We start from the raw sequence: 25,194 nt of genomic DNA on the forward strand, positions 1-25,194 counted from the left end.
CGCACGAGGTCGGGCACTTCCTCGGGCTGCGCGACGAGTACCTGGAGACCGGCGCCGTGAAGCCGATCTTCCAGCACCAGGACGGCAAGGGGCGCGTCGTCAACGACGACTCCCCCATGACGGCGGGCATCGACAAGGCGGACGCCCGGTTGAAGCCGCGTCACCTCGAGCTGGTCGCCGGCCGGATGGCGGCGTTGCAGACGCACAACCCGCCGCGGCACGACCCGGCGGAGCGGTCCGAGCTGCCGCCGCCGAACATGCCGAAGCGGGGCAACGAGCACCTGCCGTCCGACCCGGCCGGGGACGCCGTCAAGAGGACCCGCGAGGACCTCGCCGAACTGTCCATCGAGGACGGTGCTCCCGACCAGGACGTCGACATGGACGCCCCGGTGGAGTCGCCGTTCAACGAGCACGGCGTGCACAACGTCGCGTACGAGAACCTGGCTCGGGGCCACGAGCTCACGCAGATCACGGCCGAGAACTACCTGCGGCGGACGCAGGACGGCATCGCCGCCGGCGAGAAGCCGTCGTTCGTGGTCAGCATGATCGTGCGGGCGAGCGAGCTCGGCCAGCTCGACAGCGTGATCGACGGCGTCATGGCGGGCGCGCACGACGTGGACGGCCGCGTGGCGTTCGTGCTCGGCGTCAACGCCGCGACGCAGGACGAGATCGACGCCGCGATCGCGGCCGCGACCCCGTCGGTCGGCGGCCGGGCTGAGCCGGTCGCGCTGGTCAGCGTTCCGCACGGGCCGAAGGGCTTCAAGTTCGGCGAGACGCGCAACGCCACGCTGGACAGCGACGCGCACGTATTCGCGGTGACCGCCCTGGCGGCCACCGGGACGCACCCGTACGTGGCGGTCATGGACTTCGACGCGGGCGACCGCACGACCCGCGACGGCGCGCACGTCTTCGACCACGTCACGCGACTGACCGACGGCACGGTCGGCGACGACGCCGGTGACCCGTCGCGGCCGTTGATGATCGGCGGCGGCTACCGCGTGGCGGTGACGCCGGAGCAGCTGCACGCCGACGTCCTCGCCCGCATCGACGGCGACTCGAAGACCTCCGACGCGCAGAAGCAGGTGCTGCGGGACAAGCTCGCGGAGCTCGGCTTCCACGAGCGGTTCACGCAGGTGATCGACGCGGACATGCACGCGCGCCGGACGCAGCAGGGCATCCACCCGCTGCTGCCGTACACGCCGGAGCCGAACCTGTTCGTCGACGGCCTCGTGCCGCTGGTGGAGCCGAAGGTGCGGTTCGGCGAGGGGCAGGCGGAGTTCGGTCAGCTCGGCCAGTCGCTCAACCGCTTCTACGCGGCGGAACTCGCCCGGCTGCACACCCCGGCCGACGACTCCGACCTGGCCGCCGCCACCGAACGCGCCAAAGTGGACGTCCAGAACAACCGGCACCCGGTGCGCGGCCAGGCCTTCACGACCGACTTCGTGGCGGGTGACACCGGCACCGACCTGTCCCGGATCGCCTACGGGCTGATCAAGGACGGCAAGCTGCCGCAGTCGCACACCGCGCTGCCGAACGTGTCGGAGCGGTTCCTCGACGGCAAGTCCGCCAAGGCGGGCACGAAATTCGCCGACGAACGCGAGCGCCTCGCCACCGGCGAGCACTCGGTCGTCGAGCCGTTCCTGCCTCCCGCCGACGGGGAGACCAGGCACGAGTGGAACCCGCCGCGCAAGGTGGAGACGCAGCTCGGCGCGCCGCAGAAGAACCGGATGAACCCGGCGGTGTCCGCGCCGATGCCCGCGCCGTTCGAGCAGTTGCAGGCGGGCATCCAGAAGGACCAGAAGGTCGTCGCGGCCCACGGGCTGGTGGCGTCCGACCACGTGAGCACCGCGCAGCGGCAGCTGCGGTTCCTCAACGAGGACGTGCTGGTCCGCCAGCCGGCGCCGTCGGTGACCGTCAACGGCCTGTACGCCGTCGTCGGTCAGGCCCGCGGGGTCGACCCGGTGACGTTGCGCCGGGACGTCGTGAGCCTGGCGGCCACCCACCAGAAGGTGACCAGGGCGGTGGCGGACTACTCCGTCGGCCGGCCGATGCACCAGGGCCACCTCTACGGGGCGTTGGTGGAGAACCAGAACTGGCGGATGCACACCGAGACGGCCGAGAACACCGGCTGGCAGAACTCGCGTGACCTGCTCGGACACCTGATCGCCACGCAGCAGGGCATCAACGTCCGGATCCACCAGGCTGGCCACGCGCCGGTGCTGCTGCAGCCGCTCGGCCCGCCGTTCCCCGACACCGTCGAGGTCGAGCTGGTCCTCGACGGCAACCAGGTCACCTACCGGCCGTTCCAGCCGCCGGGAGGGGTGCAGCTGGACGCGCAGATGCATTAGCGTGACCAGCGTGGACGAGTTCGCGCAGGCTCTCCGGACGGCGATCACGAATCGCGGTCTCGGTCTGGAGCGCCTGCGCGAACACCTGTCCCAGAACGGCGTCTCGGTGTCGATGGCGACGCTGAGCTACTGGCAGACGGGCCGCAGCCGCCCGGAGCGGCAGAAGTCGCTGCAGGCCGTCGTCCACTTGGAACACATCCTGCGGGTGCCGCCCGGCCACCTCTCGGAGCTGCTGGGACCGCCCCGTCCGCGCGGCCGCTGGCTGCGGCACGCTCCCGCGCCGATGTCCGCGTTCTGGCCCTCCCCCTCGCCCGTCGAGCACGCGCTGCTCGGTCTCGACACGCAGTGGGACGACCAGCTGCTCAGGGTGAGCCAGCAGGACTTCGTGACGATCGGGGCGGACCGCACCGAGCGGGCGTTCCGGTCGCGGCAGGTGCTGTCGGCGTCGATGAACGGACCCGACCGGTGGGTCGTGATCATGCACATCGACACCCACGACCGCCCGTTGCCGCAGGTCAACGCCCTGAAGAACTGCTCGGTGGGCCGCGTGGTGACCGAGCCGGAGGACGGGCTGCTGGTCGCCGAGCTGCTGTTCGAACGGCCGCTGCTCAAGGGCGAGAGCGTCGTGATCGAGCACGAGCTCGTCAACCAGGACCCGTGTCCACTCGCGACGAACTACGAGCGCAAGTTCCGGCTGCCGACGCGGGAGTACGTGCTGGAGGTGACGTTCGAGGGCGACGTGCCCGGCGCGGTGGTGCAGCTCGCGGACGGCTCCCCCGTCTCACCCGCACGCACGCTGCTGGACGTGGCCCTGGACGTGCGGCCGGGGGCGCGCGGCTTCAGCTGGACCTGGTGAACCCCTTCGAGGACGGCACCAGCGCGGCGGCCGCCGGTGCGGCGAGGCACGCGAGGGCGCAGGCGCCCAGCACCACCCCGCTGCCGAACTGCTCGACCGCCGGGGCGATGAAGGCGAGCCCGACCGGTGCGAGGCCGAACGACAGCAGGAAGTCGAGCGAGGAGACGCGCGCGAGCTTGCCCGGCTCGACCTCCCGCTGGACCGCCGTGAACCACGGGACGTTGAAGAGCTCCATCCCGGCGCCGCCCAGCACGTACACGGCGATCAGCACGACGGGGTGCACCGGCAGCAGCAGCGCGAGCGGCACCAGGCTGTAGACGGCCATGCCGGCCAGCGCGACCCAGCCCGGCGTGCGGGGACGCCAGCGGGCCATCAGCGCGGCGCCCACCAGCGCGCCGGCGGTGTAGGCGGTCGTGGCGGCCGCCAGCACCGCCTCGGTGTCGTAGCGGTCGCGGCTCACCACCGGCAGCAGCACGGCCGTCGCGGAGTACCCCAGGGCGACCATCGTGGTCAGCGCGCCGAGCCCGGCGACCAGCCAGGGGTGGCGGCGGGCCTCGTGCAGCCCCTCGGCGAACTCCGCCGCGAACCCCGCGCGCTCGCCGGCGCGGGCCGGCGCCGGGTTGCCCCGGGGCGGCACCAGTGCGGCGATCAGCCAGAGCGCGGCGGTGACGACCAGCAGCGTCCCGGCGTTCGTCACGAGAGCGGCGAGGGCGGTGACGCTCGGCGCCACCAGCGTGGTCACCCGCAGGGAGAGCGTGGTCAGCGCGTTGGCCTGCTGCCGCCCGGACTCCGGCACCACCTCGGCCACCAGCGCCTGGAACGCGGGCCGGCAGCCACCCTGGCCCGCGCCGACGACCGCCGCCGCGACAGCCATGAGCAGCAACGACTTCCCCATGCCGAGCGCGATCACCGGCGTCATGACGGCGCCGACGAGGCACGACCAGAACACGACCCTGCGCCGGGCGTGGCGGTCGGCGAGCACGCCGGCCACGGGCACCGCCACCAGGAACCCCGCGGTTCTGGCGGCAAGGACGACACCGAGCTCGACGGCGGTGATGGACCTCTCGAGCACCGCCAGGCCGAGCACGAACGGAAGGGCCCACATCGCGAACCCCGACGCGGTCGTACCGGTCCACAGACGCAGGAATGCCGTGTTCCGCAGGACAGATGGTGCCGTTGCCTTCTCCGTCACGACGTCCAAGATCTCATCCGTGACGGGTGGCTGACCACCTCCGCACGGCTATTCCCCGCGACGGCGCAACAACGCGGCAGACGGGTGCGTCCCCGTGCCTTCGCAGGCAGCACGGCAGACGGGTGTTCCCCCGCGCCTTGCCGGGAACACCCGTCCACCGTGCTGTCTGTTGTGGACAGATCAGCCGATCTTCTCGATCCGCGCGTTGCGAATGAGGAACTTGCCGGGCTCGCGGACCTGTTCGAAGGCCGCGTTGTTCAGCAGCGCGCAACTGCCGGACACCGACGCCACCTTGACGGTCGTGGACTTGTTGTTGTCCAGGTTCGTGACCTTGAGGGTGGTGCCGATCGGGAACGTGCCGCTGGAGGCCGCGGGGGCGCCGCCCTCACCGGAGAGCGTGACGGTGGAGCCGTTGCAGACCTGCTGGCCCGTGGCGCCGCCGTCGTTCGCCGGAGGCTGGGCCGCGGGCGGCTGGGCGGCGGGCGGCTGGGCCTGGTTGTTGTTGCCCTGGCCCGCGTTGCCCTGGTTGCCCGCGTTGTTGCCCGCGTTCGCCGCGCCACCGTCACCCTGGCAGCCCGCCGCCTTGCGCCGCTGCTGGATGAGGTCGACCACGGCCTGGCGGTTCGCGATGCGCGCCTCGGACTGCGCGTCCGGGTTGGACTTCTGGCCCGCGATGAACGTCAGGTTGTTCTGCAGCGCCTTGTCCAGGCCGCCGCAGTCCTCACCGGACGTCGCGGCCTGGCCCGCTTCGGGCTTGGCCTGGACGTTGTTGCCGCACCCGGCCGCCGCGCGCCGCTGGTTGATGAGGTTGACCACCTGCTGGCGGTTCTGGATGCGCGCGTCCGACTGGGCGTCGGGGTTGGCCTGCTGGCCCGCGATGAAGTTCAGGTTGTTCTGCAGGGCGGTGTCCAGGCCGCCGCAGTCCTCAGCCGCGTTCGAGTTGGTGCCGCTGAAGGCGAAGATGCCACCGGCGACAGCAGCGACCGCCAGCACGGCGCCCGCGCCGATCATGGCGGGCTTGCGGTGTCGAGCGCCCATTCTGTGTCTCCTCGGGGGTCGATCGGGGGTTGTACCGATGACTACGGGGAGGTCACGGACGAGGTTCAGACCATGTTTGGTTTTAAATGCTTTTAAGGTGCTGGGCGCCTTTGACCTGGGGTCGGCTTGCGTTGCCGCATTGCGTTCCAGCGGGGTGGTCGAGTGCCTTGCGTCCTGTCACCTTGCGAGGGTGGGCGCCTGCCTTTGCGGCCTGTCACCTTTGCGTCGTGGTTGCGCAGACCATCACGAGCCGGGTCATTTCATCGCCGCTGCGCGACGATAGCGATTGGGGCTTGACTTCGGGGCCCTTGCGAGACGCTGGTCGGCCTTTCAAAAGCCGGGCTGAAAAGAGCCCGGCCGATCCGTGCGAGGGTAGCGTCTCGCACCCAAAGTCAAGCCCCAATCGCCAATCGTGCGTGGTTGCGTTGACACCGGACGTCACCGTTACCGCTGACGAGGGCGGCAGAGGTAGGTACGCCTCGCCTTCGGCATTGCGTTGAGGCGTTGGAGCGGGGTGGCGCTCGCCTTCGGCGTTGCTTGCTCTACATGCGGTCCAGCAGTCTTGAGCGTGCGATTTCCAGGTGTGCTGTCATTGCTTCGCTTGCCGCTGCTGGGTTTCCGGCTATGAGGGCGTCCACGATGGCTCTGTGTTCGGTGATGGTCTGCACGCCGAACGGTTGTTGGAAGTTCAGGCGGAAGAGGTGCAGGTGGCAGTGCGTTTTCGAGAAGGATTGGAGTACCGCGTCGTTGCCCGCGATGCGGAGGATGAGTTCGTGCAGGCGCTGGTCGTGGGCGGTGAGGTTCTTGTAGTCGTCGTACGCGTCGTCGGCCGGGGCCGCCGGGCAGGTGGACAGTTCGTCCTCGATCTGCTGGACGAACTCCGGGGTCATGTTGGTGGCGGCCAGGGCCGCGGACGGGGGTTCGAGGAGGAGGCGGAGGGCGTAGAGATCGGCCACCTGTTTGCGGTTCAGCAGGTCCGTCACGCTGTAGCCGCGCAACGGGAGCCTGCTGACCAGTTCTTCGGATTCCAGGCGTGCCAGGGCTTCGCGGACCGGTGTCGGGGAGACGTCGAGCTGTCGTGCCAGTTCGTCGATGTTGACCCTCGCGCCCGGCTTCATGCCGTCGCTCATGATCAGGGCGCGGATCTGCTCGTAGACGTCATCCGCCAGCACGCGCCTCGTCGGTACCCGCAACACCACTCCTGTGCTCCCGTCTAGTTCTTGGCCAGTATCTCCTGCGAGACGCGTTCCATCTCGGGGAACACGTCGTCGGAGCGCTGGCCCGCGAAGTACGCCTCGAAGAGGGGCTGTTCGGCGGACTGGATCGCGGAGCCGTTGGCGTAGGCGGTCGACGGGAAGAGGACGTCGTCCTTCACGTACTGGTTGAAGACGGTGAGGTCGACGCCCTGGGACTTCATGGACGTCACCGTGCTGTCCATGGCGGCGGGAATCGACGGGAAGAACGTGCCGGTGGCGCCCGCCTTGGTCTGGCACTCCTCGCCGCCCATGTAGCTGACCCACTTCCAGGTCAGGTCCGGGCTCTTGGTGCCCGCCCAGATGTTGTTGCCGTTCGAGTTGGAAAGCACGGAGCGCTTGCCGTCCGGGCCGAGGACCGTCGGGGCGATGCCCACCCGCACGCCCGGGATCTTGCCGAAGCCGCCCGCGGACCAGGAGCCGCCCATGGTCATGGCGACCTTGCCGGAGCCGATCAGGTCGACGTCGGAGATCGTGGACTGGTTGCCGGTGGTGAACGTGCCGAGCTTCGGGGAGAAGCCGCGGTCTGTGAGGGACAGGACCCACTTCATCGTCTTGGTGAAGCGCGGGTCGGTGTAGTTGAACTTCGTGGGCCACTGGTCCTTGTCGCCCATGCGCCAGCCCAGGGTGTTGACGAACGGCGCCCAGCTCGTCTCGCCGATGAAGCTGCGGCCCGCCATGGCGCCGATGCCGTAGGTGGCGATCTGGGTCTTGTCGAAGCCCGGTTCGTCGCCGTGCTTTCCGTTCTTGTCGATCGTCAGGCGGGCGACGACCTTGTCGAACGTGCCGCCGTCGTCGGGGTTCCAGGTGAGCTTCTGGACGTCGGCCTCGGCGACGCCGGCCTTCGCCAGCATGTCGGCGTTGTAGTAGAGGGCGGAGGCGGCCCAGTCGAGCGGGAGGGCGTACTGCTTGCCGTCGGTGAACTTCCAGGTGTCGACGCCGACCGAGTACTTCTTCATGTCCAGCGAGGACTTCGTGATGAGGTCGTCGAGCAGCATCAGCTGGTGCTGGGAGGCGTAGGCCTGCAGGAACTGCACGGAGTTCTGGAACGCGTCCGGGGCGGTGCCCGCCACGAAACCGGCGGTGAGCTTGGTGAAGTAGTCGTCGACGTTGTAGCGGGTGATCTTCACGTCGGTGCCGGGGTTGGCGGCCTCGAACGCCTTCTCGCACTCGCCGTAGGCGACCGCCTGCTTGTCGTCCCACGTCCACCAGTTCACGGTGTTGCTGCCAGAGCCCGCGTCGGAGCTCCCGCAGCCGGCGACCACCAGGGCTGTTGCTGCGGCGAGGGCAGCGGCGGCGAATTTCATGGCTTCTCCTGGAAGAGACGGGAACGGAAGGCGTCGAGTGCGATGTCGAGGTCGTCGGAGCCACCCGCCTCGTGGGCGCTGTGCTGCCAGACGCTGATCTCCTTGGGGCCGGCGTAGGCGTGGTAGGCGCCGAACACCGTGGACGGCGGCACGATGTCGTCCATCAGGCCGATCGAGAACCACGCGGGTGCCATGGCGCGACCTGCGAACCCCACACCGTCGAAGTAGGACAGTGCCGGGAAGACGTCGGCTCGCCGGTTCTCGGCGAGGTAGGTGGTGAGCTCGGTGAACGGCGGACGGCCGCAGACGTTCAGGGCGCGGCGGAAGTCGCAGAGGAACGGGGCCTGCGCGTGCACGGCGGCCAGGTCCGGGACCAGGCCCGCCACCGCCAGCGCGACGCCGCCGCCCTGGCTGTTGCCGATCACCGCTACGTCGGCGGAACCCAAGGCGCGCACGGCTTCCACCGCGCGCACCGCGTCCACGTACACCCGCCGGTAGAAGTAGGTGGCGGGGTCGGCGATGCCGCGGGTCATGAACCCGGTGCCGCCGCGCTGGTCGCGCACCTCGACCTGCAGGTGCGCGAACCCGGCGCTGGCCCACGTCAGGTTCTCGACCGCGCTGCCGCGGTTGCCGCCGTAGCCGTGGTACTGCACGACGGCGGGCAGGCCCGAGGCGCCGCGCGGGGTGCGCAGCCACGCGCGGATCCGGTCGCCGCCGAAGCCCGCGAACGACACGTCGTGCACGTCGAGCGTGCGCAACGGTGTGTCGACCGGCACCGCCTCGACGTCCAGGGCGAACGACCGGGCCTCGGCCAGGGTCGCGTCCCAGAACGAGTCGAAGTCGGCCGGCTTCGAATAGGTGCTGCGGTACCGCCACAGCGCTTCCAGGTCCAGATCGGTCAGCAAGGGATCCTCCCGCGCACCTCGACGACATCACTCACGACGACCTCGGTGACCTCGCCACCGATGCGCACCGGCACGACCTCCGAGGCGTCCCCGGACACCCGCCGCACCCGCGCCACCACGTCGCCGTCGAGCCAGGTGACGTCGACGGAGAGCCCGCCGCGGCAGCGCAGGCCGCGCGCCGAGCCACTCGTCCAGCCGGGCGGGAGCGCGGGCAGCACGTCGACCACGCCGGCGTGGCTCTGCACAACGACCTCCGCCAGCGCGGCGGTGAAGCCGTAGTTGCCGTCGATCTGGAACGGTGGGTGGGTGCTGAAGAGGTTCGGCAGCAGGCCGCCCCACTCCGAGCCGTCGAACGGCGCGTCGCGGTGCCGGTCGCCGGTGAAGGGCTGCGAGGCCTCGGACAGCAGCGACCGCACGGTCTCGCCGTCGCCGAGCCGGGCCCGCAGCGCCATCTTCCAGGCCCACGACCAGCCCATCGCGCCGTTGCCGCGCCGGTCCAGCGACGCCGCAGCGGCGTCCCCGAGCGGCGTGTCCGCGACGATCTGGCCGAGCGGGTGGACCGCCACCAGGTGCGACAGGTGGCGGTGCGCCGGGTCCTCCTCGGGGAAGTCGGCGACCCACTCCCCCAGCCGCCCGTCGACCACCGGCACGGGCCGCAGGCGGGGCAGCGCGGCCGAGATCTCGGCGAGCAGCGGGTCGGCCCGGCCGGACGCCAGTGCGAGCGCCAGGGTCCGTTCGAACACGGCGCGGACCAGCACCACGTCCATCGTCGCGGACCACGTCAGGGCCTGCGGTGTGCCGTCCTCGTCGAGGAACCAGTTCTCCGGCGACGTGGACGGGCACGTGTCGAGGTGGCCGTCGGGACCCTCGACGAGCCAGTCGAGGCAGAACTCCGCGCAGCCGCGCAGCAGCGGCCAGGCACGCTCCAAAGTGGACCAGGTGCGGGCGAAGTCGTAGTGGTCCCAGGCGTGCTGGACGAGCCAGGCGCCGCCCATCTGCCAGATCGCCCACGACGGCGCGCCGTGGCCCAGGCCGACCGGCAAGGACCAGCCCCAGGCGTCGGTGTTGTGGTGCGCCACCCAGCCGCGCGCCCCGTACAGCTCGCGGGCCACTTCCGTGCCCGTCACCGCGAGCTTCTCCAGCAGCTCCAGCAACGGGTCGTGGCACTCGGCGAGACCGGTCACCTCGGCCGCCCAGTAGTTCATCTGGGTGTTGATGTTGATCGTGTAGTTGGAGGACCAGGCCGGGCGCAGCTCGCCGTTCCAGATGCCCTGGAGGTTCGCGGGCGGCGTGCCGGGCCGCGACGACGACACCAGCAGGTAGCGGCCGTACGCGAACAGCACGGACGCGATGAGCTCCTCGTCCTTGCCGGTCAGCAGCTCCGGTACGTCGACGAGCTCGGGCACGTCCCCGAACCGCACGTCGCAGGCGTCCATCAGCGTCATGTGGTTGCCGTGCCGCCTGCCGGTCCACCGCGACTCGGTGGTGGTGCTGCTGGTGAGCGTGAGCAGCCAGCGCTCGCCCTCGGTCACCTTCACCGTCACGGTTCCCCGTTCGCCGTCGCCGTAGACGGGCGCGTCGACCTGCGGTTCGTGCCGGGGTGCCGAGTCCACCGGGATCTCGACGACTAGGTCCAGGCCGTCGCGCGAGACCTCCCGCAACGGCGTGGAGATCTCGACCGCGACGGGCACCGCGCCGGTGATCTCCACGCACAGAGCGGTTTCCGAGGCCCAGACCCGCCGCACGACCTCTGTGCCGGCGATCGTCATCCGCTCGGTGACCACACCCGTGGCCAGGTCGAGCGTGCGGCCGTGCGACTCGCCGTCCGGCAGCGTGATCCACAGGTCGACGTACGGCAGGAACGTCTGGCTGTACGGGCCCTCGAACGACATCAGCAGCTCGGTGGCGCGTCCGAGGTCGCCGCCGAAGACCGCCTCCCGCACCTGCGCGAGCCGCTGCGGACCGGCGCCGGAGGCCAGCACGTCCGCCAGCGCGGCCGCCGGTCCATCCGCCGTGCCCGACCACACCGTCGCGTCGTTGACCTGCACGCGGGACCGCCCGGTCCCGCCGAACACCATCGCGCCGAGACGTCCGTTGCCCACGGGCAGCGCCTCGGTCCACTCCGCCGCTGCAGACGGCCAGTGCAGTCTCACTTGATCCCCGTGAAGCCGATGGAGTTGACGAGCCGCCGTCCGAAGACCACGAACAGCAGCAGCATGGGCAGCGCCGCGACCAGCGTCGCCGCCATCAGCCCGGCCCAGTCCAGCGACGCCTGCGGTGAGGACTGCTTGAACACCGCGAGCGCGAGGGTGAGCGGGCGGACCGACTCGTCGTTGGTGACGAGCAACGGCCAGAAGTAGTCGTTCCAGGTGGTGATGAACTGCAGCAGCGTCAGCGTCGCCATCGGCGCGATGCTCATCGGCAACACGATCCGGAAGCACACCCGCAACGGCCCGGCGCCGTCGATGATCGCCGCTTCCTCGATCTCGTGCGAGAGCCCGAGCATGAACTGCCGCAGGAAGAAGATGTTGAACGCGGAGAACAGGGCCTGCGGGAGGATCATGCCGCCGAACGTGTTGAGCAGTCCCAGGTCCTTCATCAGCACGAAGTTCGGCAGCAACGTGAACACCGAAGGCACCATCAACGCGGTCAGCAGCACGCCGAAGACGACGTCGCGTCCCTTCCACCGCAACCGGGCGAACGCGTAGGCGGCGAGCGCCGAAAGCCCGACCGTGAGGATCGTCAGGACCCCCGCGTACACAACGGAGTTCCACAGCGCCAAAGCAAGATCGATGCTGGCGCCCGACCCTCCTTCCGCTGCCGCCTCGGCAGGGGTCGCGAGGCCGAGCGCGCGCTGGAACGGACCCCACGTGAAGTGCACCGGCAGCAGCGACGACGGGTCGGTCGACATCGCGAAGTTGTTGGACAGCGCGGTGCGCAGCATCCAGTAGAACGGGAAGATCGTGATCAGCAGGACGACGACCAGGTAGCCCCAGGCGACGCCCCTGCCGAGCTTCATCGAGAGGTTCACCGAGCCTCCTTAGTTCGTGTCGGACTCGCTCGCCCTGGCCATCCGCAGCTGCGTGAAGGTGACCGCGACGAGCAGCAGGAACAGGGCGAGCGACATGGTCGCGGCGTAGCCGAAGTCGAACTGGCCGAAAGCCTTGTCGTAGATGTACATCTGCAGCACCAGCGACGCGTCCGCCGGACCGCCCTTGGTGCTGACCTGGACGATGTCGAAGATCTGGGTGGAGCCGATCACGTTCAGGATCACGACCATCACCAGGATCGGCCGCAGCAACGGCAGCGTGAGCGAGCGGAACATCTGCCACTCCGACGCGCCGTCGATCCGCCCGGCCTCGTAGATCGTCGCGGGGATGGTCTGCAGGCCCGCGAAGATGAGGACCGCGTTGTAGCCCGTGGTCTTCCACACGTTCAGCGCGGCCAGCGTGGGCACCGCCCAGTCGTTCGACGCGAAGAACATGATCGGCTCGCCGGTGACCCAGGTGACCAGCTGGTTCACGATGCCGAGCTGCGGGTCGAGCATCCACGTCCACACCAGCGCCGTGACGACGCCGGAGATGAGGAACGGCAGGATCATCAGCCCGCGCACCGTCGTGCCGACCCCCAGTCGGTGCAACACGACGGCGGTGAGCAGCGAGACGCCGATGCCCAGCACCACCGACAGCGCGACGAAGTAGACCGTGACGCCGAGCGAGTGCCAGAACCTGGTGTCGCCGAACAGTTCCCGGATGTTCTCGAGGCCCGTCCAGACCGGTGGGCTGAGGATGTGGAACTCGGTGAAGCTGAGGTAGACACCCCGCAGCATCGGGTAGGCGAAGAACGTGCCGAACCCGAGCAGCGCGGGGGCGACGAGGAGCCACGCGATCCAGGTGTCGTTGCGGCGGGAGGCGGGTCCCCGGCGTGGGCGGGGCGGAGGCGCCGTGGTGGCAGGTCCACGCACGACCTGGGCGCTTGTGTCTTGCACGGTTGTCACCACGGCACCTCCTGGTCCTAGATGCGGATGCTGTCGACGTCGAACACGGAGTCGTCCGGGTTGCCGATGCGGATGGTGTTGTTGCCCTTCAACAGGTAGACGGGCACGGTCACCTTCTGCGGGGTGTTCCAGTCGTCGTCGTTGGAGCCGGCGACGGGCAGCTTGAAGCTGGTGCCGTTCACCGTGACGATGCCGGTCCTGCTGGCGTCGGCGGAGATGTAGGCCAGCTCGACGAGGTACGTGCCCTCGCGCGGCGCGACGATGGTCGGCATCGTGAGGGTGCCGCTACCGCCGATGTAGCCGACCTTGCTGCCGCCCGAGCACGCGCAGCCGTAGACGGTCGCGCCGCCACCAGGGCTGCCCTTCTCCGCCTCGTACGTCACGGTCTCCTGCGGCGTCACGAAGCTGACCGGCTTCGAGCGGGCGCCGTTCTGCACGACGGTGAACTCGTAGGCCGTCGCCGGGGTGAGGCCACTGACGGTCGCCTTGGTGTCCGTGGTCGTGGCGACCTTCCGGTTGCCCTGGTAGACGTCGTAACGGACGCCGGTCTTGCCGTACCACTGCAGCGAGACGCTGGTCGGCGTGGCCGCGGTGCCCTGCACGTTCGCCGGGGCGACCGAGCCGCGCGGCGTGATCGTGAAGAGCTTCGAGCCGTGCACCGGCAGGTCTTCCGTGATGGAGCCGGAGCGCTGGCCGACGTCCTTGCGCGCCCACACGTCGCGGACCTTGGCACCGCCCTGGATGCCGAGCTTCGCGAAGTCCGCGGTGACGGACGCGGGCCGGGAGCCGAGGTTGAACAGCGCCACGGTGTAGCTGCCGTCCTTGTTGCGCGCGTACCAGACCTGCTGGTCGGTGAACTGGTCGACCGGACGGGCCGGGACGCCCGCCTGGTTGATCGCGATGACCTCGTTGTTGGTCAACAACCGGTAGCCGTAGTCGTCGATCTTGGTGAGGTCGTCACCGATGTAGAGCGGCGAGGACGAGATCGACCACAGCGTCATGTAGCTCTGCCGCTCGGCCTCGGTCAGGCCGTCCATCCGGCCGTTGCCGACCGCGACGCTGTCGAGGTTGTTCCAGTGCCCGGGACCCGCGTCGTCGATCCACTGCACGACGTCGTTCCAGCGCTGCTTCACCGAGTTGTTCCAGGTGACCAGCGTGTCGCAGTAGCACTCGACGTCGGTGTCGACGCGCCAGCCGTTGGTGTTGGCCTTCCACACGTCGGCGTAGCGGTGGCTCAGCGCCCACGAGATGAGGAACTCGATGGGACGGCCGGTGCTCTTGAGCGCGGAGTTCCACGCCTTCACGTCGGTGGTGTTGTCGTAGCGCTCACCGCCGCGGAAGCTGCCGGGACCGACGCCGTCGAGCTTGAGGAAGTCGACGCCCCAGCCCGCGAGGGTCTGCGCGAGCGAGTCGATGTACTTCTGCGAGCACGGGTTCGCGAAGTCCATCTTGTACGACGAGTCCCACCCGTTGGTCTTGCGCAGGTCCGGGTAGACGACGTCCTTGGTGGTGCAGCCGGGAGCGTTGAAGATCGGCGTCTTGCCGTCGTTGTACGCCTTGGGGTCGAGGCCCACCGCGAGGTACGAGCCGAACTTCAGGCCCTTGCCGTGGATGTAGTCGCCGAGCCACTTGAAGCCGCGCGGGAACTTCTTCGCGTCCACGACCGGACGCCCGTACTCGTCGAACGAGCCGAGCCAGCCCGCGTCGACGTTGACGTGGTCGTAGCCCGCCTTCTTGAACCGCGCCGCGAGCACGTCGGCCTGGGCCAGCACGTTCTTCTCGTTCAGCCAGCTCGCGGGACCGTCCGGGTTGACCCCGGGGTAGTTGGTCGCCTGCAACGTCCAGCTGCTCCAGCCCATGTAGGGCTTCTCCGCCTTCGCGGCGGTCTGCTGCTGTGCTGCGGGTGCTTGGGCCTGGGCCGCTGGAACCGCGATCAGCGACGCGAGCAGGCCGGCAACGACACCTAACGCTCTCAAGACCACTCCCTTTGATTGTCCGGCGGTGTTTCAGGCGACCCGGAGGTCGTCCATCGCGTCGCGGTCCCAGTCGATGCCGAGACCCGGTGTGTCGGGGGCGAGCGCGTGTCCGTTGTGGATGGTCAGCTCGCTCTGGGTGATCCCGCGCAGCTGCGGGATGTGCTCGACGAACCTGCCGTTGGGCAACGCGGCCGCGAGGCTCACGTGCAGCTCCATCAGGAAGTGCGGGCAGACGTCAGCGTTGAACGCCTCGGCGACGTGCGCGACCTTGAGGAACGGCGTGATGCCACCGATCCGCGCCGCGTCGACCTGGACGATCGAGGCCGCCCCGCGTTCGAGGTACTCGCGGAACTGCGCCACGGAGTACAGCGACTCCCCCACCGCGACGGGGATCGGCGTCGTCCTCGCGAGCCGTTCGTGCCCGCTCACGTCGTCCGCCGGCAGCGGCTCCTCGAGCCAGGTGAGGCCAACTCCCCGGAACGCGTCCGCGCGCCGGATCGCCTCGGCCGCCGTCATCGACTGGTTGGCGTCGACCATGATCGCGAACCGCTCGCCCACCGCCGCCCGGACGGCCTCGAGCCGTTCGACGTCCTCGGTCAGGTCGGGCTTGCCGACCTTCACCTTGACGCCCTGCCAGCCCTGCGCGGCCGTCTCCTTGGCGCCCGCGACGAGCTCCTCGGTGCTCAGGTGCAGCCACCCGCCCTCGGTGTCGTACAGCGGCACCTCCTGCCGGAAGCCACCCGCGGTGCGCCACAACGGTTCCCGGGCACGCAGGCACCGCAGGTCCCACAGCGCGGTGTCCACGGCCGCCAGGGCGAGCGAGGTGATCGCCCCGACCGTCGTCGAACGCGTGGACGCGAAGAGGTCGTGCCAGATCCGCTCGATCCGGCGGCTGTCCGCGCCCTCGAGGCGGGGCAGCAGGTGGTCCCGCAGGAGGGCGAGGATCGAGCTGCCGCCCGTGCCGATCGTGTAGGAGTAGCCGAGCCCGATGAGCCCGTCGTCCGTCGTGACCTCGACGAACACGGTCTCCTGCTTGATGAACCGCTGGACCGCGTCGGTGCGCACCGTCTCGACCGGTACATCGACCTGGAACGCCTCGGCTCGCACGACCTTCGCCACGCCAACTCCTCGGATCTCTGATCCTATAGGATATTTGACGAGCATTGAACGCAGGCGTTACGACCATGTCAACGGTCGTTCGGCCACCGTCTCACGGGTTTGAGAGCGTTTTCAACGGGCGAGCGCGACCGGATCTCGTTCCGGTCCTCCGATGTTTGCAGCTCACCGGCCCTGCGTGGTGCTGTGCGGGCATGTTTGACTGTGAGTGAAGCTGTGAGTGTTTCTGTCCGGTTGACGGCAAGTGGACAAGACCGATCAAGCGGACTCGGCGACCTGCTTCAGCCGGCGCAGCGTCGCCTCGATGTTGCGCTGGTTCGTCACGGCGCGGTCGCGCACCCCGGTCGCCACCCGCGTGATCGGCACGTACCAGCGGGGCCTGCGGTCCCACGTCGACTCGGTGACCCGGCACCCCTCGCCGGTCTCCTCGATGTCGTACTGCCAGCGCGACACGGCGAGGCCCAGCGACCGCACCTCGAACGCGAACCTCGTCGCGGAGCAGTCGGTCACCGTCGAGGTCGTCGGCCAGACGCGCCAGCCGCGCCGGTTGACGCCCCGGAACCGCGCCCCGACCGCCGGGCCGGCGGCGTTCAGCCACTTCCCGCCCGCGTACTCCTCGGCGCACGTGCTCAGCCCACGCAGGTCGCTGACCAGGTCGAACACCCGCTGCGGCGAGGCGGCGACGTCGATGTGCGCGGAGGCGTCCGGGGTCATGGACCTGAACTTACTGCTAGTAGGTTCAGGACGCCAGGTACTCCCGGACGGTGCGCGCGGACGGCACGACCGCCCTCGTCGCCGCGACGTCGAACGGCACCGGGTTGGTCCGCAGCCAGCACCACATCCTCGTCAGGTCCTCGCCGACGAACCGGTGGAAGAGCCACTGCGGCATCGGGAAGCTCCGCGGCGGGCGGCCGCGCGACGAGGTCCACAGCGCGCGGCACTCGTCGACGCTGCGCACGTCGGCGCAGAGCGGGAGGTCGGCGCCGACGAACGTGCCCGGTTCCGCGAAGGCCCTCGCGGCCACGGCGCCGACGTCCGCGGCCGAGAACCAGAGGAGCGGCCGGTCGGCGCCGATGAGCTTCGGCATGAGGTGCCACATCGACACCGGCGGGTAGAAGTCCTTGTCCGTCATCAGTTCCATGAACGCCATCGGCCGCAGGACGGTGAGCGGCAGGCCGAGCGACTCCAGGTGTGCCCGCACCACCAGCTTGTTCTCCCACTGGCGCACGCCGGTGCCGGCGACACCCGGTCCGGCCGAGGCGTACACGACGTGGGCCACGCCCGCGGCCGCCGCGGCGTCGCCGACCGTCCGGCCCTGGTGGACCTCCTCGTCCAGGCCGCTGGTCATCGGGTTCTGCACGCTGAACACGCCGTGAGCACCCGCGAAGGCGGTCCGCAGCGACTGGAAGGACCCCAGGTCCGCCCGCAGGACCTCGGCGCCGGCCGAGGCGAGCAGTCTGGCCCGGACGGACGCCGGGGCGCGGGTGAGCGCGCGCACCCGCGCGCCGGCCGCCAGCAGGTGCCGTGCGACCGAGCCGCCCTGGCGTCCGGTCGCACCCGTGACCACGATCAGCGGGGTGTCGTCCATGGCTGTGTATCGCCGGGACGGCCCGCCGGTTACGTCAGGACGCGAACCGGTTCGCCGCGCAGGAACGCGTGGACGTCCTCCACGGCCTCGGTGAAGTACGTGCGGTAGTTCGACTCGGTCACGTAGCCGAGGTGCGGGGTGGCGAGGACGTTCGGCAGGCCGCGCAACGAGTCGGTCAGCGGCAGCGGCTCCACCTCGAACACGTCGAGGCCCGCGCCCGCGATCTTCTTCTCCCGCAGCACCTCCAGCAGTGCGACCGGGTCCACGACGGCCGCGCGGGAGGTGTTGACGAGGAACGCCGTGGGCTTGAGGCAGGCGAGCGCGGCGGCGTCGACCAGCCCTCGGGTGCGGTCGCTCAGGACCAGGTGGATGGACGCGAAGTCGCTCTGCGCCAACAGGTCGTGCAGTCCGGACGCGAGCCGCACGCCCTCCGCCTCCACCCGGTCGGCGGTCAGGTTCTGGCTCCACGCCACGACGTCCATGCCGAACGCCTTGCCCACCCGTGCGACCGCCTTGCCCAGGTGGCCGAAGCCGAGCAGGCCCAGCGTGCGGCCGGCCAGGTCGACGCCGACGGTGCTCTGCCAGCGGCCGCCCGCGTGGAAGGCCGCGTTCTCGACGGCGAGGTGGCGGGCGAGACCGAGGATCAACGCCCACGTCAGCTCGGTCGGCGGGGTCTTGGCGCTGCCGGTGCCGCACACCGTCACGCCGTGCTCGCGGGCGGCGGCGAGGTCGATCGCGGCGTTGCGCATGCCGCTGGTGATCAGCAGCCGCAGCTTCGGCAGCCGTGCGAAGAGCGCGGCGTCGAACGGGGTGCGTTCGCGCATGATCACGACGCACTCGGCGTCGACCAGCTCCGCGGCCGGATCGTCCAGGTGCTCGCGCTGCACCGTCACGTCGAGGCCGGACCAGTCCGCGTTCGCGAGGGCCACGCCCTGGTAGTCGTCGAGCACCACACACCGCATGGGCCGATCATGTCAGAGTAGGCGCATGGGGACCTTCCACCTGGCCCAGGCCAACATCACGACCGGCCGGTGGGCGTTCGACCACTGGCGCATGCGCGGGTTCACGAGCCGGGTCGACGCGATCAACGACCTGGCGCAGCAGGCTCCCGGGTTCGTGTGGCGGCCGACGTCCGAGCGGATGACGAACGACATGCTGCGGCTCGGCCGCGACCCGATGTGGGAGGCGTTCAACCTCAGCGTGTGGGAGTCGGTCGAGTCGCTGTGGGCCTTCGCGTTCAGCGGTGTGCACCTGGAGGCGCTCAAGCGCACCCGGCAGTGGTTCGAGCCGGAGAGCGCGTTCGACGTCCTGTGGTGGGTGCCCGCCGGGCACCGGCCGACGACCGAGGAGGGGCTCGCGAGGCTGGAGCTCGTGAAGCAGGGGCCTACGGCGGAGGCGTTCACGTTCCGGAAGCGGTTCCCGGCGCCAGCGCCCCCCGGACGATGACCTCCAGCAGCGGGCGGGGGTCGATCGGCTCGTCCCGGGCGAACTGCTGCAGGAACAGGCCCTGGGCGCACATCCCGATCGCGTCGGAGACGGCCAGCGGGTCGCGCACGCCGAGGCTCGCGACCGCCGGGACGAGCATCGCGCTCATCGTGGCGCGGCCGCGCAGCAACGCCCGGCGCACCTGCGGGTTCGTGGCGGCCTCGACCCACAGCACCATGCGCGCCTTGACCGTGACGACGTTCGGCCCGGTCATGAACTCGTAGAGCCGGCACAGCTCGTCGACCAGGTCCTCCGGTGAGGACGGCTTCAACGTGGCCTCGATCGTCGGCGTCTCCTGGCGCATCATCCAGTCCGCCACGCCGTCGAGCAGGGCGGCACGGCTGCGGAAGTAGTTCGACGTCGAGCCCTTGGGCAGGCCCGCCCTGTCGTCGACGCGCGCGTGGGTCAGGCCGCGCAACCCCTCGGTGCCGAGCAGCTCCACTGCGGCGGCGAGGACGCGTTCCCGGTTCGAGGTCACCCGATCACTATAAACGTAGTGACTGGACACTACGAACGTAGTACCTTCGGTCCATGACCACGACCATCGCCCTCGTCGGGTGGGTGCTCAACACCGCGGTGGGGCTGGTGTTGCTCTGGCGCCTGCTCCGCGCACGAAGACACGTGCCGTCCCTGGCCTACTACCACCTGGTCACCGCTGTGGTCGGGCTCGGCATCTGGATCGCCTTCACCGCCACGGGATCGGCCCTCCTGGCGTGGACCGGGTTCGCGGTCCTGACGGTGCACAACGCGTTCGGCGACACCCTGATGGTGCGCGGCTGGCGCAAGCACAACCCCAACGCCAAGGGCATCGCCTACTTCCAGGCGTGCAAGCAGATGATGAAACGGCCGGTGCCACTGGCGCACGCACTGCTCGCGCCAGTGGCCTGGTTCCCGGCCCTCGCCGCCGCGGTGATCAGCAGTTAGGGCGCGTGCCCTTCCCGGCGAAGCGGTCGCCCAGCCAGTTCATCGCGTTCGTGCCCCACGCGCTGACGGCCGTGACGTGACCGAGCAGCGGCAGCGCGGTCCACTGCACGTCGGCGCCGAGCGAGCACCACCGCGAGCGCAGCTTCTGCCCGACACCGAACGGGATCAGCTCGTCGAGCGTGCCGTGGTAGAGGTAGACGGGCGCGGCGGGCTTGACCGAGCCGAGCGTGTTCTCCGCCAACCGCTTCTGCCACAACGGGTTCTGGATGACGTCCGGGGTAGTGGTCAACGAGTTGAGGCGCGTGAACGGTGCCACCAAGGCGATTTCGGCGACGCACGACTCGCGGATCTTGTCGACGACCTGCTTGCCGCGGGCGTTCAGCACCGACGACAGCGGCAACTCCGGGTAGGCGGCGGCGTACCCGGCGGCGGCCGCGAACACCAGGCCCGAGCCCGCGTTGCCGTCGTTGAACTGCGCGACCGCGTTCAGGTCCGCCGGCACGCCACCCGCCGCGACGCCGACGACGTTCACCTCGGGCGCGTAGGACTTCCACTGCTCGGCGGCGGACGACGCGGCCTGACCTCCTTGCGAGTAGCCGAAGACACCCACCGGCGCGGCCGCGGACAACCCGGGCACACCTGCGGCCGCCCGTGCCACGTCGAGCAGCGCGCGTCCCTCCGAACGGGACACCGCGTACGTGTGATCCCCTGGCGTGCCAAGGCCTTCGTAGTCGGTCACGGCGACCGCCCAGCCCTTGAACATCGCCTGCGCGAGGAACGCGATCTCGACCTCGGTGCCGTTCTGCAGCTGCCGCGACGGCGCGCACTGGTCGCCCATCCCCTGCGTGCCCATCGCGTACGCCACGATCGGCCGCGGCCCGGTGGTCCACGGCAGCGGTGACACGAGGACCATGCCGGACACGACGGTGCTCGCGCCCGTCGCGGACGTCGAGGTGTAGCGGATGTCGTAGGCCTTCACGGGGGCGGGGAGCAGCCGCAGCGGCTCCGGGTGCCACGCCACCTCCCTGCTGCTGACCAGCTCCCCCGGCGCGGCCGCCGAAGCGGGCGTGACCAGGGTGAACAAGAGGAGGACGGCGGCGAGCACGGCACGGAGCTGCATCGGTGGACCCCTTTGTGGTAACCGGCGTTACCGCAATGTAGGGCCGAACGCCGCAGCCGGACAATAGTCCGTTCGGCTTTATGGATTCACGAGATCCCTTGGGCGAACGCGAAGACGCGGTCCGGGTCGTACCGGCGCGCCACCTCGCGGAGCCTCGTGAGCGACGGGCCGTAGTAGACGTTCGCCCAGTCCGGCATCTGCGGGTCGAGGTAGTTCACGTACCCGGTGGCGCCGAACATCCGGCCGAGCTCGTCCCGCGCCACGCCCATCGCCCGCCGCGCGTTCGCCTCGCCGGCCGCCAGCGTCACCTCGACCTGGATGCTCGCGAGGGCGGCGCGGTGCGGGAAGGCGGTGTCCGGTCCCCGGCCGACCGCGCCGCCCAGGGCGTCGATCATGTTGTACGAGTTGGGCGTGTTCTTGAAGATGTCCGCGAGCTTCTGCGGGTCGGTGATCGGCCGGGTGAGCATCCGCGACGTCGCGACGTACGCGCCGCGCTGCTGGCTGCCGCCGCCCCCGTTCCAGCTCGGCCGGCACGAGCCGTCGCTGACCCTGCACCACGCGAACCGCTCCATCGCGGCCAGGAAGCCCTGCTCGGTCTCGCGCCGGGAGGCCGGCTGCGAGCCGACGCGGCGCACCAGGTCGTCCAGCAACGGCTTGAGGTTCGCGGGCGTGCCCAAGAAACACCCGCCGACCTCGACGTACGGGTTCGCGCCGTTGCCAACGCCGACGGTCGAGGTGAGCGCGTCGGGCGCTTTGCCCTGCCAGTCCGGCCAAACGCCGAGCAACGACGGCAGCGCCGCCGAGGGGAACGTGAGGGTGAAGGTCGTGAGGGTGCGGGCGGGTTCGGTGCGGAAGACGAACGAGGTGACGATGCCGAAGTTGCCGCCGCCCCCGCCGCGCAACGCCCAGAACAGGTCGGGGTGCTCGGTGGCCGACGCCGTCCGGTGCACGCCGTCGGGCGTCACGATCCGCGCGCTGACCAGCCGGTCGCTGGTGAGGCCGAACTGGCGGGCGGTCACGCCGATGCCGCCGCCCAGCGTGAGCCCGGAGATGCCGACGGTCGCGCACGTGCCGGCGGGCATCATCCGGCCGGCGTTCGCGAGCGCGACGTAGAGGTCCATCAGCAGCACGCCCGCGCCGACCTCGACCGTGCCGTCCGGGCGGACGTCGATCCGGTTGAGCCCGCGCACGTCGACGATCAGCGCGCCGTTCGCCGTGGAGTAGCCCGGGTAGCTGTGGCCACCGCACCGCGCGGCGATCCGGGTCTTCTCGGTGCGCGCGATCTCGATGCACCGCTGGACGTCCGCGGGCGACGCGACCCGTGCGATCGCGCTCGGGCGTTGGGCGTCGTAGTGCCGGAAGTAGCCGAGCTTCGCGTCGCCGTACGCCGCGTCACCGGGTCTGATCAGCTGGACGTCCGCCGTCGACCTGCCGACCAGTGCCGACACGGCTCCGAGTGCGGCCGTGTGCAGTAGTGCCCTGCGACGCAACATGGCTCGAACGTAGGAGTCGGGCAAACCGGGGCACAACGGATCACGGGACCGGGACGGAACCCGGCGCGGCGCTACGGGTTCACGGCCAGGAACAGGAACGCCGCCAGCAGGACCAGGTGCACGCCGCCCTGCAGGCGCGTCGCCCGTCCCGGCACCACGGTCAGCACGCTCACCAGGACCGTGAGCAGCAGCAGGATCATCTGGGTCGAGCCGAGGCCGAGCATCAGCGGCCCGTCCAGCCAGATCGTCGCGAGCGCGATGGTCGGGATGGTGAGGCCGATGCTCGCGATGGCCGAGCCGTAGCCGAGGTTGATGCTGGTCTGGATCCGGTCGCGCAACGCGGCGCGGGCCGCGGCGATCGTCTCGGGCAGCAGCACCAGCATGGCGATGACGACACCGACGAACGACTGAGGGAAGCCGGCCGCGCGCACGCCCGCCTCGATCGCGGGCGACTCGATCTTCGCCAGGCCGACCACGGCGACCAGCGCGACCAGCAGGAAGACGAGCGAGATCAGCGCGGCCCTGCCGGTGGGCGCATCGGCGTGGTCGTCGGCCTCCACGACGCCGTCCTCGGTGACGGGCAGGAAGAAGTCGCGGTGCCGGACGGTCTGGGTGAAGACGAACATCGCGTACAGGCCGAGCGAGGCGAACGCGGCGAACGCGAGCTGCGGGCCGGAGAACTCCGGGCCGGGCTGGCTCGTGGTGAAGGTCGGCAGGACCAGGGTGAGGGTCGCGAGCGTGATCACCGTGGCGAGCGCGCCGCCGCTGCCCTCCGCGTTGAACAGGATCGTGTGGTGCTTCAGGGCGCCGAGCAGCAGCGCGATGCCGATGATGCCGTTCGTGGTGATCATCACCGCGGCGAACACCGTGTCGCGGGCCAGTGACGCCGCTTCGGGGCCGCCGGACACCATCAGCGTGACGATCAGGGCGACCTCGATGATCGTCACCGCCACCGCGAGCACCAGCGATCCGAACGGCTCCCCCACCCGCAGCGCGACGACCTCGGCGTGGTGCACGGCGGCGAGGACGGTCGCCGCGAGCACGACGGCGACGAGGGCGACGAGCACGCCCCCGAGGTCGCGCCCCCAGGTCAGCGCGAGCAGGACCATGCCGAGCACGGGGGTGATGGTCGTCCAGTGGAGCAGCGGGAAGCGCGGGGCGGCGGCCATGATCCAACCTTCGCACACCCGGAGGGTCGTCCGCCATTCGACGGAGCACCCATTTCCGGTACGACAAATGTGGAGCGGAGCGCCCCTGCCGCGCCCCGCCCCACATTTATCTGGTGGTGCCGTGATCGATTCCTAGAAATCGAAGAGGGCACCGGTGTGCGCCAGCATGACGCACGAGTTCGGGTAGGTGTGCACCTCGTTGACGAGCTCACCGCGCCAGTAACCGAACATCGCCACCTCGACCGGGGCGTAGTGGAACGTGCACGCCCTGCCGTCCGCCTGCCTGGTCCCCAGATCGGTGCCCGCCGAGGCCAGCGTCGCGCAGGCGAGGGCCCTGCGCGGGTGCTGGTCACCTCGTTCGCAGGTCAGGACGGTCGCCTTGAAGGCGTTGCCGTCGAACTCCGAGTACTGGGTGGTGAGCACGAGCGCGGTGCCTCCCCGGGAGGGGGCGGCCTGCGCGGTGCCGGCGAAGGCGAAGAGCGACACGAACAGAGCAACGAACGCACAAATGCGGCCGGACATGAAAACGGTCCTCCTGAGACCTCATTAAAACGGGCCGGTTCTCGGCCGACGAAGATGTTGCCATCATGTTTCGCAGCCGCGAAAGGGGCCAGCAATCGTTCACCGATCACATCTGCGCGCTCCACCAAAAGCGTGGTTGGGCCGAACGGATGTGTCGCGCGACACGTTCACCGCGACACAGCTGCCGACGGACTGTTACGGGTTGCTGACAGAAGACCTTGCCCGCCGACGTATTATCCGAATCATGTCCAAGACCTCCAGACGCGCCGTGTTCGGCGTGCTGCTGATCGTCACACTCGTGGTTTCCACCGGCGGCGCGCTGGGTTACCTGGGCAGATTGACGCTCGTGTTCGACCGCCAGCCCGGAAAGCCGCTCGCGATATTCGAGGAAGTGCCCGGACCGGTCGACGGGCCGCCGTGCCGCATCGACGCCCGGTACTTCGACGAGGAGCCGCGGGGCCTGCGTCCCGAGGTGCTGCAGGCGTGGCTGCAGCTCCGCCAGAAGGCCTCTGAGCAGGGCGTCGTGCTCTGCCTGAACGACGGCAAGCGCAGCCGCGGGCAGCAGCAGGCCGAGTTCGACGAGGCGGTGAAGAAGTTCGGCACCGAAGAACTCGCGTCGAAGTACGTGCTGAATCCGCCGGACCGGTCGATGCACGTGATCGGATTCGCGGTCGACATCCAGCCGATCGAATCGGCACAATGGGTCGAGAAAAACGGCAGCACCCTCGGCTGGTGCCGCCGTTACGAAAACGAGCAGTGGCATTTCGAGTACAACTCCGGCTATCCCACCGGAGGGTGCCCCGCCCTGATCCCCAGCGCGACGGGCAGCTGACCCCCGCGCAAAGGTCTAGACGCCTGGGGTGCGCACGGGGTTGCGTCGCCGTAATCTGACAAGCCCAGTTACC

Annotated in this window: 23 protein-coding genes (1 of these 23 only partly in view); 5 read left to right on the forward strand and 18 right to left on the reverse strand. The window is 69.9% G+C overall.

Annotation, left to right across the window (positions count from 1 at the left end; all coding sequences use genetic code 11):
* On the forward strand, positions 1-2,348 hold the end of the coding sequence (locus ABZX02_RS25550) for a hypothetical protein (RefSeq protein ID WP_355301343.1). The gene continues 26,962 nt to the left of window position 1, outside the view; only the last 2,348 of its 29,310 coding nucleotides appear in the window; its start codon lies off the left edge, out of view; the stop codon is at positions 2,346-2,348.
* Between the two features lie 10 nt (positions 2,349-2,358).
* Positions 2,359-3,204 (forward strand): XRE family transcriptional regulator, encoded by an 846-nt coding sequence (locus ABZX02_RS25555; RefSeq protein WP_355301344.1) that lies wholly within the window; start codon positions 2,359-2,361, stop codon positions 3,202-3,204.
* On the opposite strand, the gene ABZX02_RS25560 is transcribed toward ABZX02_RS25555, so the two are convergent.
* The 13 genes from ABZX02_RS25560 to ABZX02_RS25620 form a co-directional block, all read right to left on the reverse strand.
* Positions 3,188-4,396, reverse strand: coding sequence for an MFS transporter (locus ABZX02_RS25560; RefSeq protein WP_355301346.1), 1,209 nt, complete (start codon positions 4,394-4,396; stop codon positions 3,188-3,190). The genes ABZX02_RS25555 and ABZX02_RS25560 overlap by 17 nt on opposite strands.
* Positions 4,397-4,576: 180 nt before the next feature.
* The gene (locus tag ABZX02_RS25565) at positions 4,577-5,434 is read right to left on the reverse strand and encodes a hypothetical protein (RefSeq protein WP_355301348.1); all 858 of its coding nucleotides are present in this window, start codon (positions 5,432-5,434) and stop codon (positions 4,577-4,579) included.
* A 542-nt stretch (positions 5,435-5,976) separates the two neighbouring features.
* A complete protein-coding gene (locus tag ABZX02_RS25570) occupies positions 5,977-6,606 on the reverse strand; it encodes a GntR family transcriptional regulator (RefSeq protein ID WP_355301350.1) in 630 nt (209 codons plus the stop codon).
* Positions 6,607-6,647: 41 nt separating this feature from the next.
* A complete protein-coding gene (locus ABZX02_RS25575; RefSeq protein ID WP_355301352.1) occupies positions 6,648-7,994 on the reverse strand; it encodes a sugar ABC transporter substrate-binding protein in 1,347 nt (448 codons plus the stop codon).
* Positions 7,991-8,899 (reverse strand): acetylxylan esterase, encoded by a 909-nt coding sequence (locus ABZX02_RS25580; RefSeq protein ID WP_355301354.1) that lies wholly within the window; start codon positions 8,897-8,899, stop codon positions 7,991-7,993. The genes ABZX02_RS25575 and ABZX02_RS25580 overlap by 4 nt, the downstream gene beginning before the upstream one ends.
* The gene (locus ABZX02_RS25585) at positions 8,893-11,052 is read right to left on the reverse strand and encodes a glycoside hydrolase N-terminal domain-containing protein (protein WP_355301356.1); all 2,160 of its coding nucleotides are present in this window, start codon (positions 11,050-11,052) and stop codon (positions 8,893-8,895) included. The genes ABZX02_RS25580 and ABZX02_RS25585 overlap by 7 nt, the downstream gene beginning before the upstream one ends.
* Positions 11,049-11,930 carry a carbohydrate ABC transporter permease gene (locus ABZX02_RS25590; RefSeq protein WP_355301358.1) on the reverse strand — a complete coding sequence of 294 codons (882 nt, stop codon included), beginning with the start codon at positions 11,928-11,930 and terminating at the stop codon, positions 11,049-11,051. Before ABZX02_RS25590 ends, ABZX02_RS25585 begins: the two co-directional genes overlap by 4 nt.
* Before the next feature lie 9 nt (positions 11,931-11,939).
* On the reverse strand, positions 11,940-12,887 hold the full coding sequence (locus ABZX02_RS25595) for a sugar ABC transporter permease (RefSeq protein ID WP_355301360.1): 948 nt from the start codon (positions 12,885-12,887) through the stop codon (positions 11,940-11,942).
* A 26-nt stretch (positions 12,888-12,913) separates the two neighbouring features.
* A complete protein-coding gene (locus ABZX02_RS25600; RefSeq protein WP_355301362.1) occupies positions 12,914-14,872 on the reverse strand; it encodes a hypothetical protein in 1,959 nt (652 codons plus the stop codon).
* Positions 14,873-14,902: 30 nt separating this feature from the next.
* Complete coding sequence (locus ABZX02_RS25605; RefSeq protein ID WP_355301364.1) at positions 14,903-15,991, reverse strand: mandelate racemase/muconate lactonizing enzyme family protein; 1,089 nt, start codon at positions 15,989-15,991, stop codon at positions 14,903-14,905.
* 255 nt (positions 15,992-16,246) lie between these two features.
* On the reverse strand, positions 16,247-16,702 hold the full coding sequence (locus ABZX02_RS25610; RefSeq protein WP_355301366.1) for an SRPBCC family protein: 456 nt from the start codon (positions 16,700-16,702) through the stop codon (positions 16,247-16,249).
* Between the two features lie 25 nt (positions 16,703-16,727).
* Positions 16,728-17,576, reverse strand: a complete 849-nt coding sequence (locus ABZX02_RS25615; protein ID WP_355301368.1) for an NmrA family NAD(P)-binding protein — start codon at positions 17,574-17,576, stop codon at positions 16,728-16,730.
* 29 nt (positions 17,577-17,605) lie between these two features.
* A complete protein-coding gene (locus ABZX02_RS25620) occupies positions 17,606-18,538 on the reverse strand; it encodes a D-2-hydroxyacid dehydrogenase family protein (protein ID WP_355301370.1) in 933 nt (310 codons plus the stop codon).
* Between the two features lie 25 nt (positions 18,539-18,563).
* Between ABZX02_RS25620 and ABZX02_RS25625 the strand changes: the two genes are divergently transcribed.
* Positions 18,564-19,022, forward strand: coding sequence for a DUF3291 domain-containing protein (locus tag ABZX02_RS25625; RefSeq protein ID WP_355301372.1), 459 nt, complete (start codon positions 18,564-18,566; stop codon positions 19,020-19,022).
* On the opposite strand, the gene ABZX02_RS25630 is transcribed toward ABZX02_RS25625, so the two are convergent.
* On the reverse strand, positions 18,976-19,539 hold the full coding sequence (locus tag ABZX02_RS25630; protein WP_355301374.1) for a TetR/AcrR family transcriptional regulator: 564 nt from the start codon (positions 19,537-19,539) through the stop codon (positions 18,976-18,978). The genes ABZX02_RS25625 and ABZX02_RS25630 overlap by 47 nt on opposite strands.
* A gap of 53 nt (positions 19,540-19,592) precedes the next feature.
* On the opposite strand from ABZX02_RS25630, the gene ABZX02_RS25635 reads away from it, so the two are divergent.
* Positions 19,593-19,985: a hypothetical protein gene (locus tag ABZX02_RS25635; RefSeq protein WP_355301376.1), complete on the forward strand. Its 393-nt coding sequence runs from the start codon at positions 19,593-19,595 to the stop codon at positions 19,983-19,985.
* Here the strand turns inward: ABZX02_RS25635 and ABZX02_RS25640 are convergent.
* From ABZX02_RS25640 to ABZX02_RS25655, 4 genes are all read right to left on the reverse strand, one after another.
* The gene (locus tag ABZX02_RS25640) at positions 19,975-21,105 is read right to left on the reverse strand and encodes a lipase family protein (protein ID WP_355301378.1); all 1,131 of its coding nucleotides are present in this window, start codon (positions 21,103-21,105) and stop codon (positions 19,975-19,977) included. The two genes, ABZX02_RS25635 and ABZX02_RS25640, sit on opposite strands and share 11 nt — an antisense overlap.
* 86 nt (positions 21,106-21,191) lie before the next feature.
* On the reverse strand, positions 21,192-22,598 hold the full coding sequence (locus ABZX02_RS25645) for an FAD-binding oxidoreductase (protein WP_355301380.1): 1,407 nt from the start codon (positions 22,596-22,598) through the stop codon (positions 21,192-21,194).
* Between the two features lie 71 nt (positions 22,599-22,669).
* Entirely contained in the window at positions 22,670-23,767 is a 1,098-nt protein-coding gene (locus ABZX02_RS25650) for an ionic transporter y4hA (protein ID WP_355301382.1), read from the reverse strand.
* Between the two features lie 132 nt (positions 23,768-23,899).
* Positions 23,900-24,289 carry an SSI family serine proteinase inhibitor gene (locus tag ABZX02_RS25655; protein ID WP_355301384.1) on the reverse strand — a complete coding sequence of 130 codons (390 nt, stop codon included), beginning with the start codon at positions 24,287-24,289 and terminating at the stop codon, positions 23,900-23,902.
* Positions 24,290-24,533: 244 nt separating this feature from the next.
* Here ABZX02_RS25655 and ABZX02_RS25660 point away from each other — a divergent pair, with 244 nt between their 5' ends.
* The gene (locus ABZX02_RS25660) at positions 24,534-25,121 is read left to right on the forward strand and encodes a D-alanyl-D-alanine carboxypeptidase family protein (protein WP_355301386.1); all 588 of its coding nucleotides are present in this window, start codon (positions 24,534-24,536) and stop codon (positions 25,119-25,121) included.
* The last annotated feature ends 73 nt before the right edge of the window (positions 25,122-25,194 follow it).

The organism is Lentzea sp. NPDC003310, from assembly GCF_040610935.1.
Classification (GTDB): domain Bacteria; phylum Actinomycetota; class Actinomycetes; order Mycobacteriales; family Pseudonocardiaceae; genus Lentzea.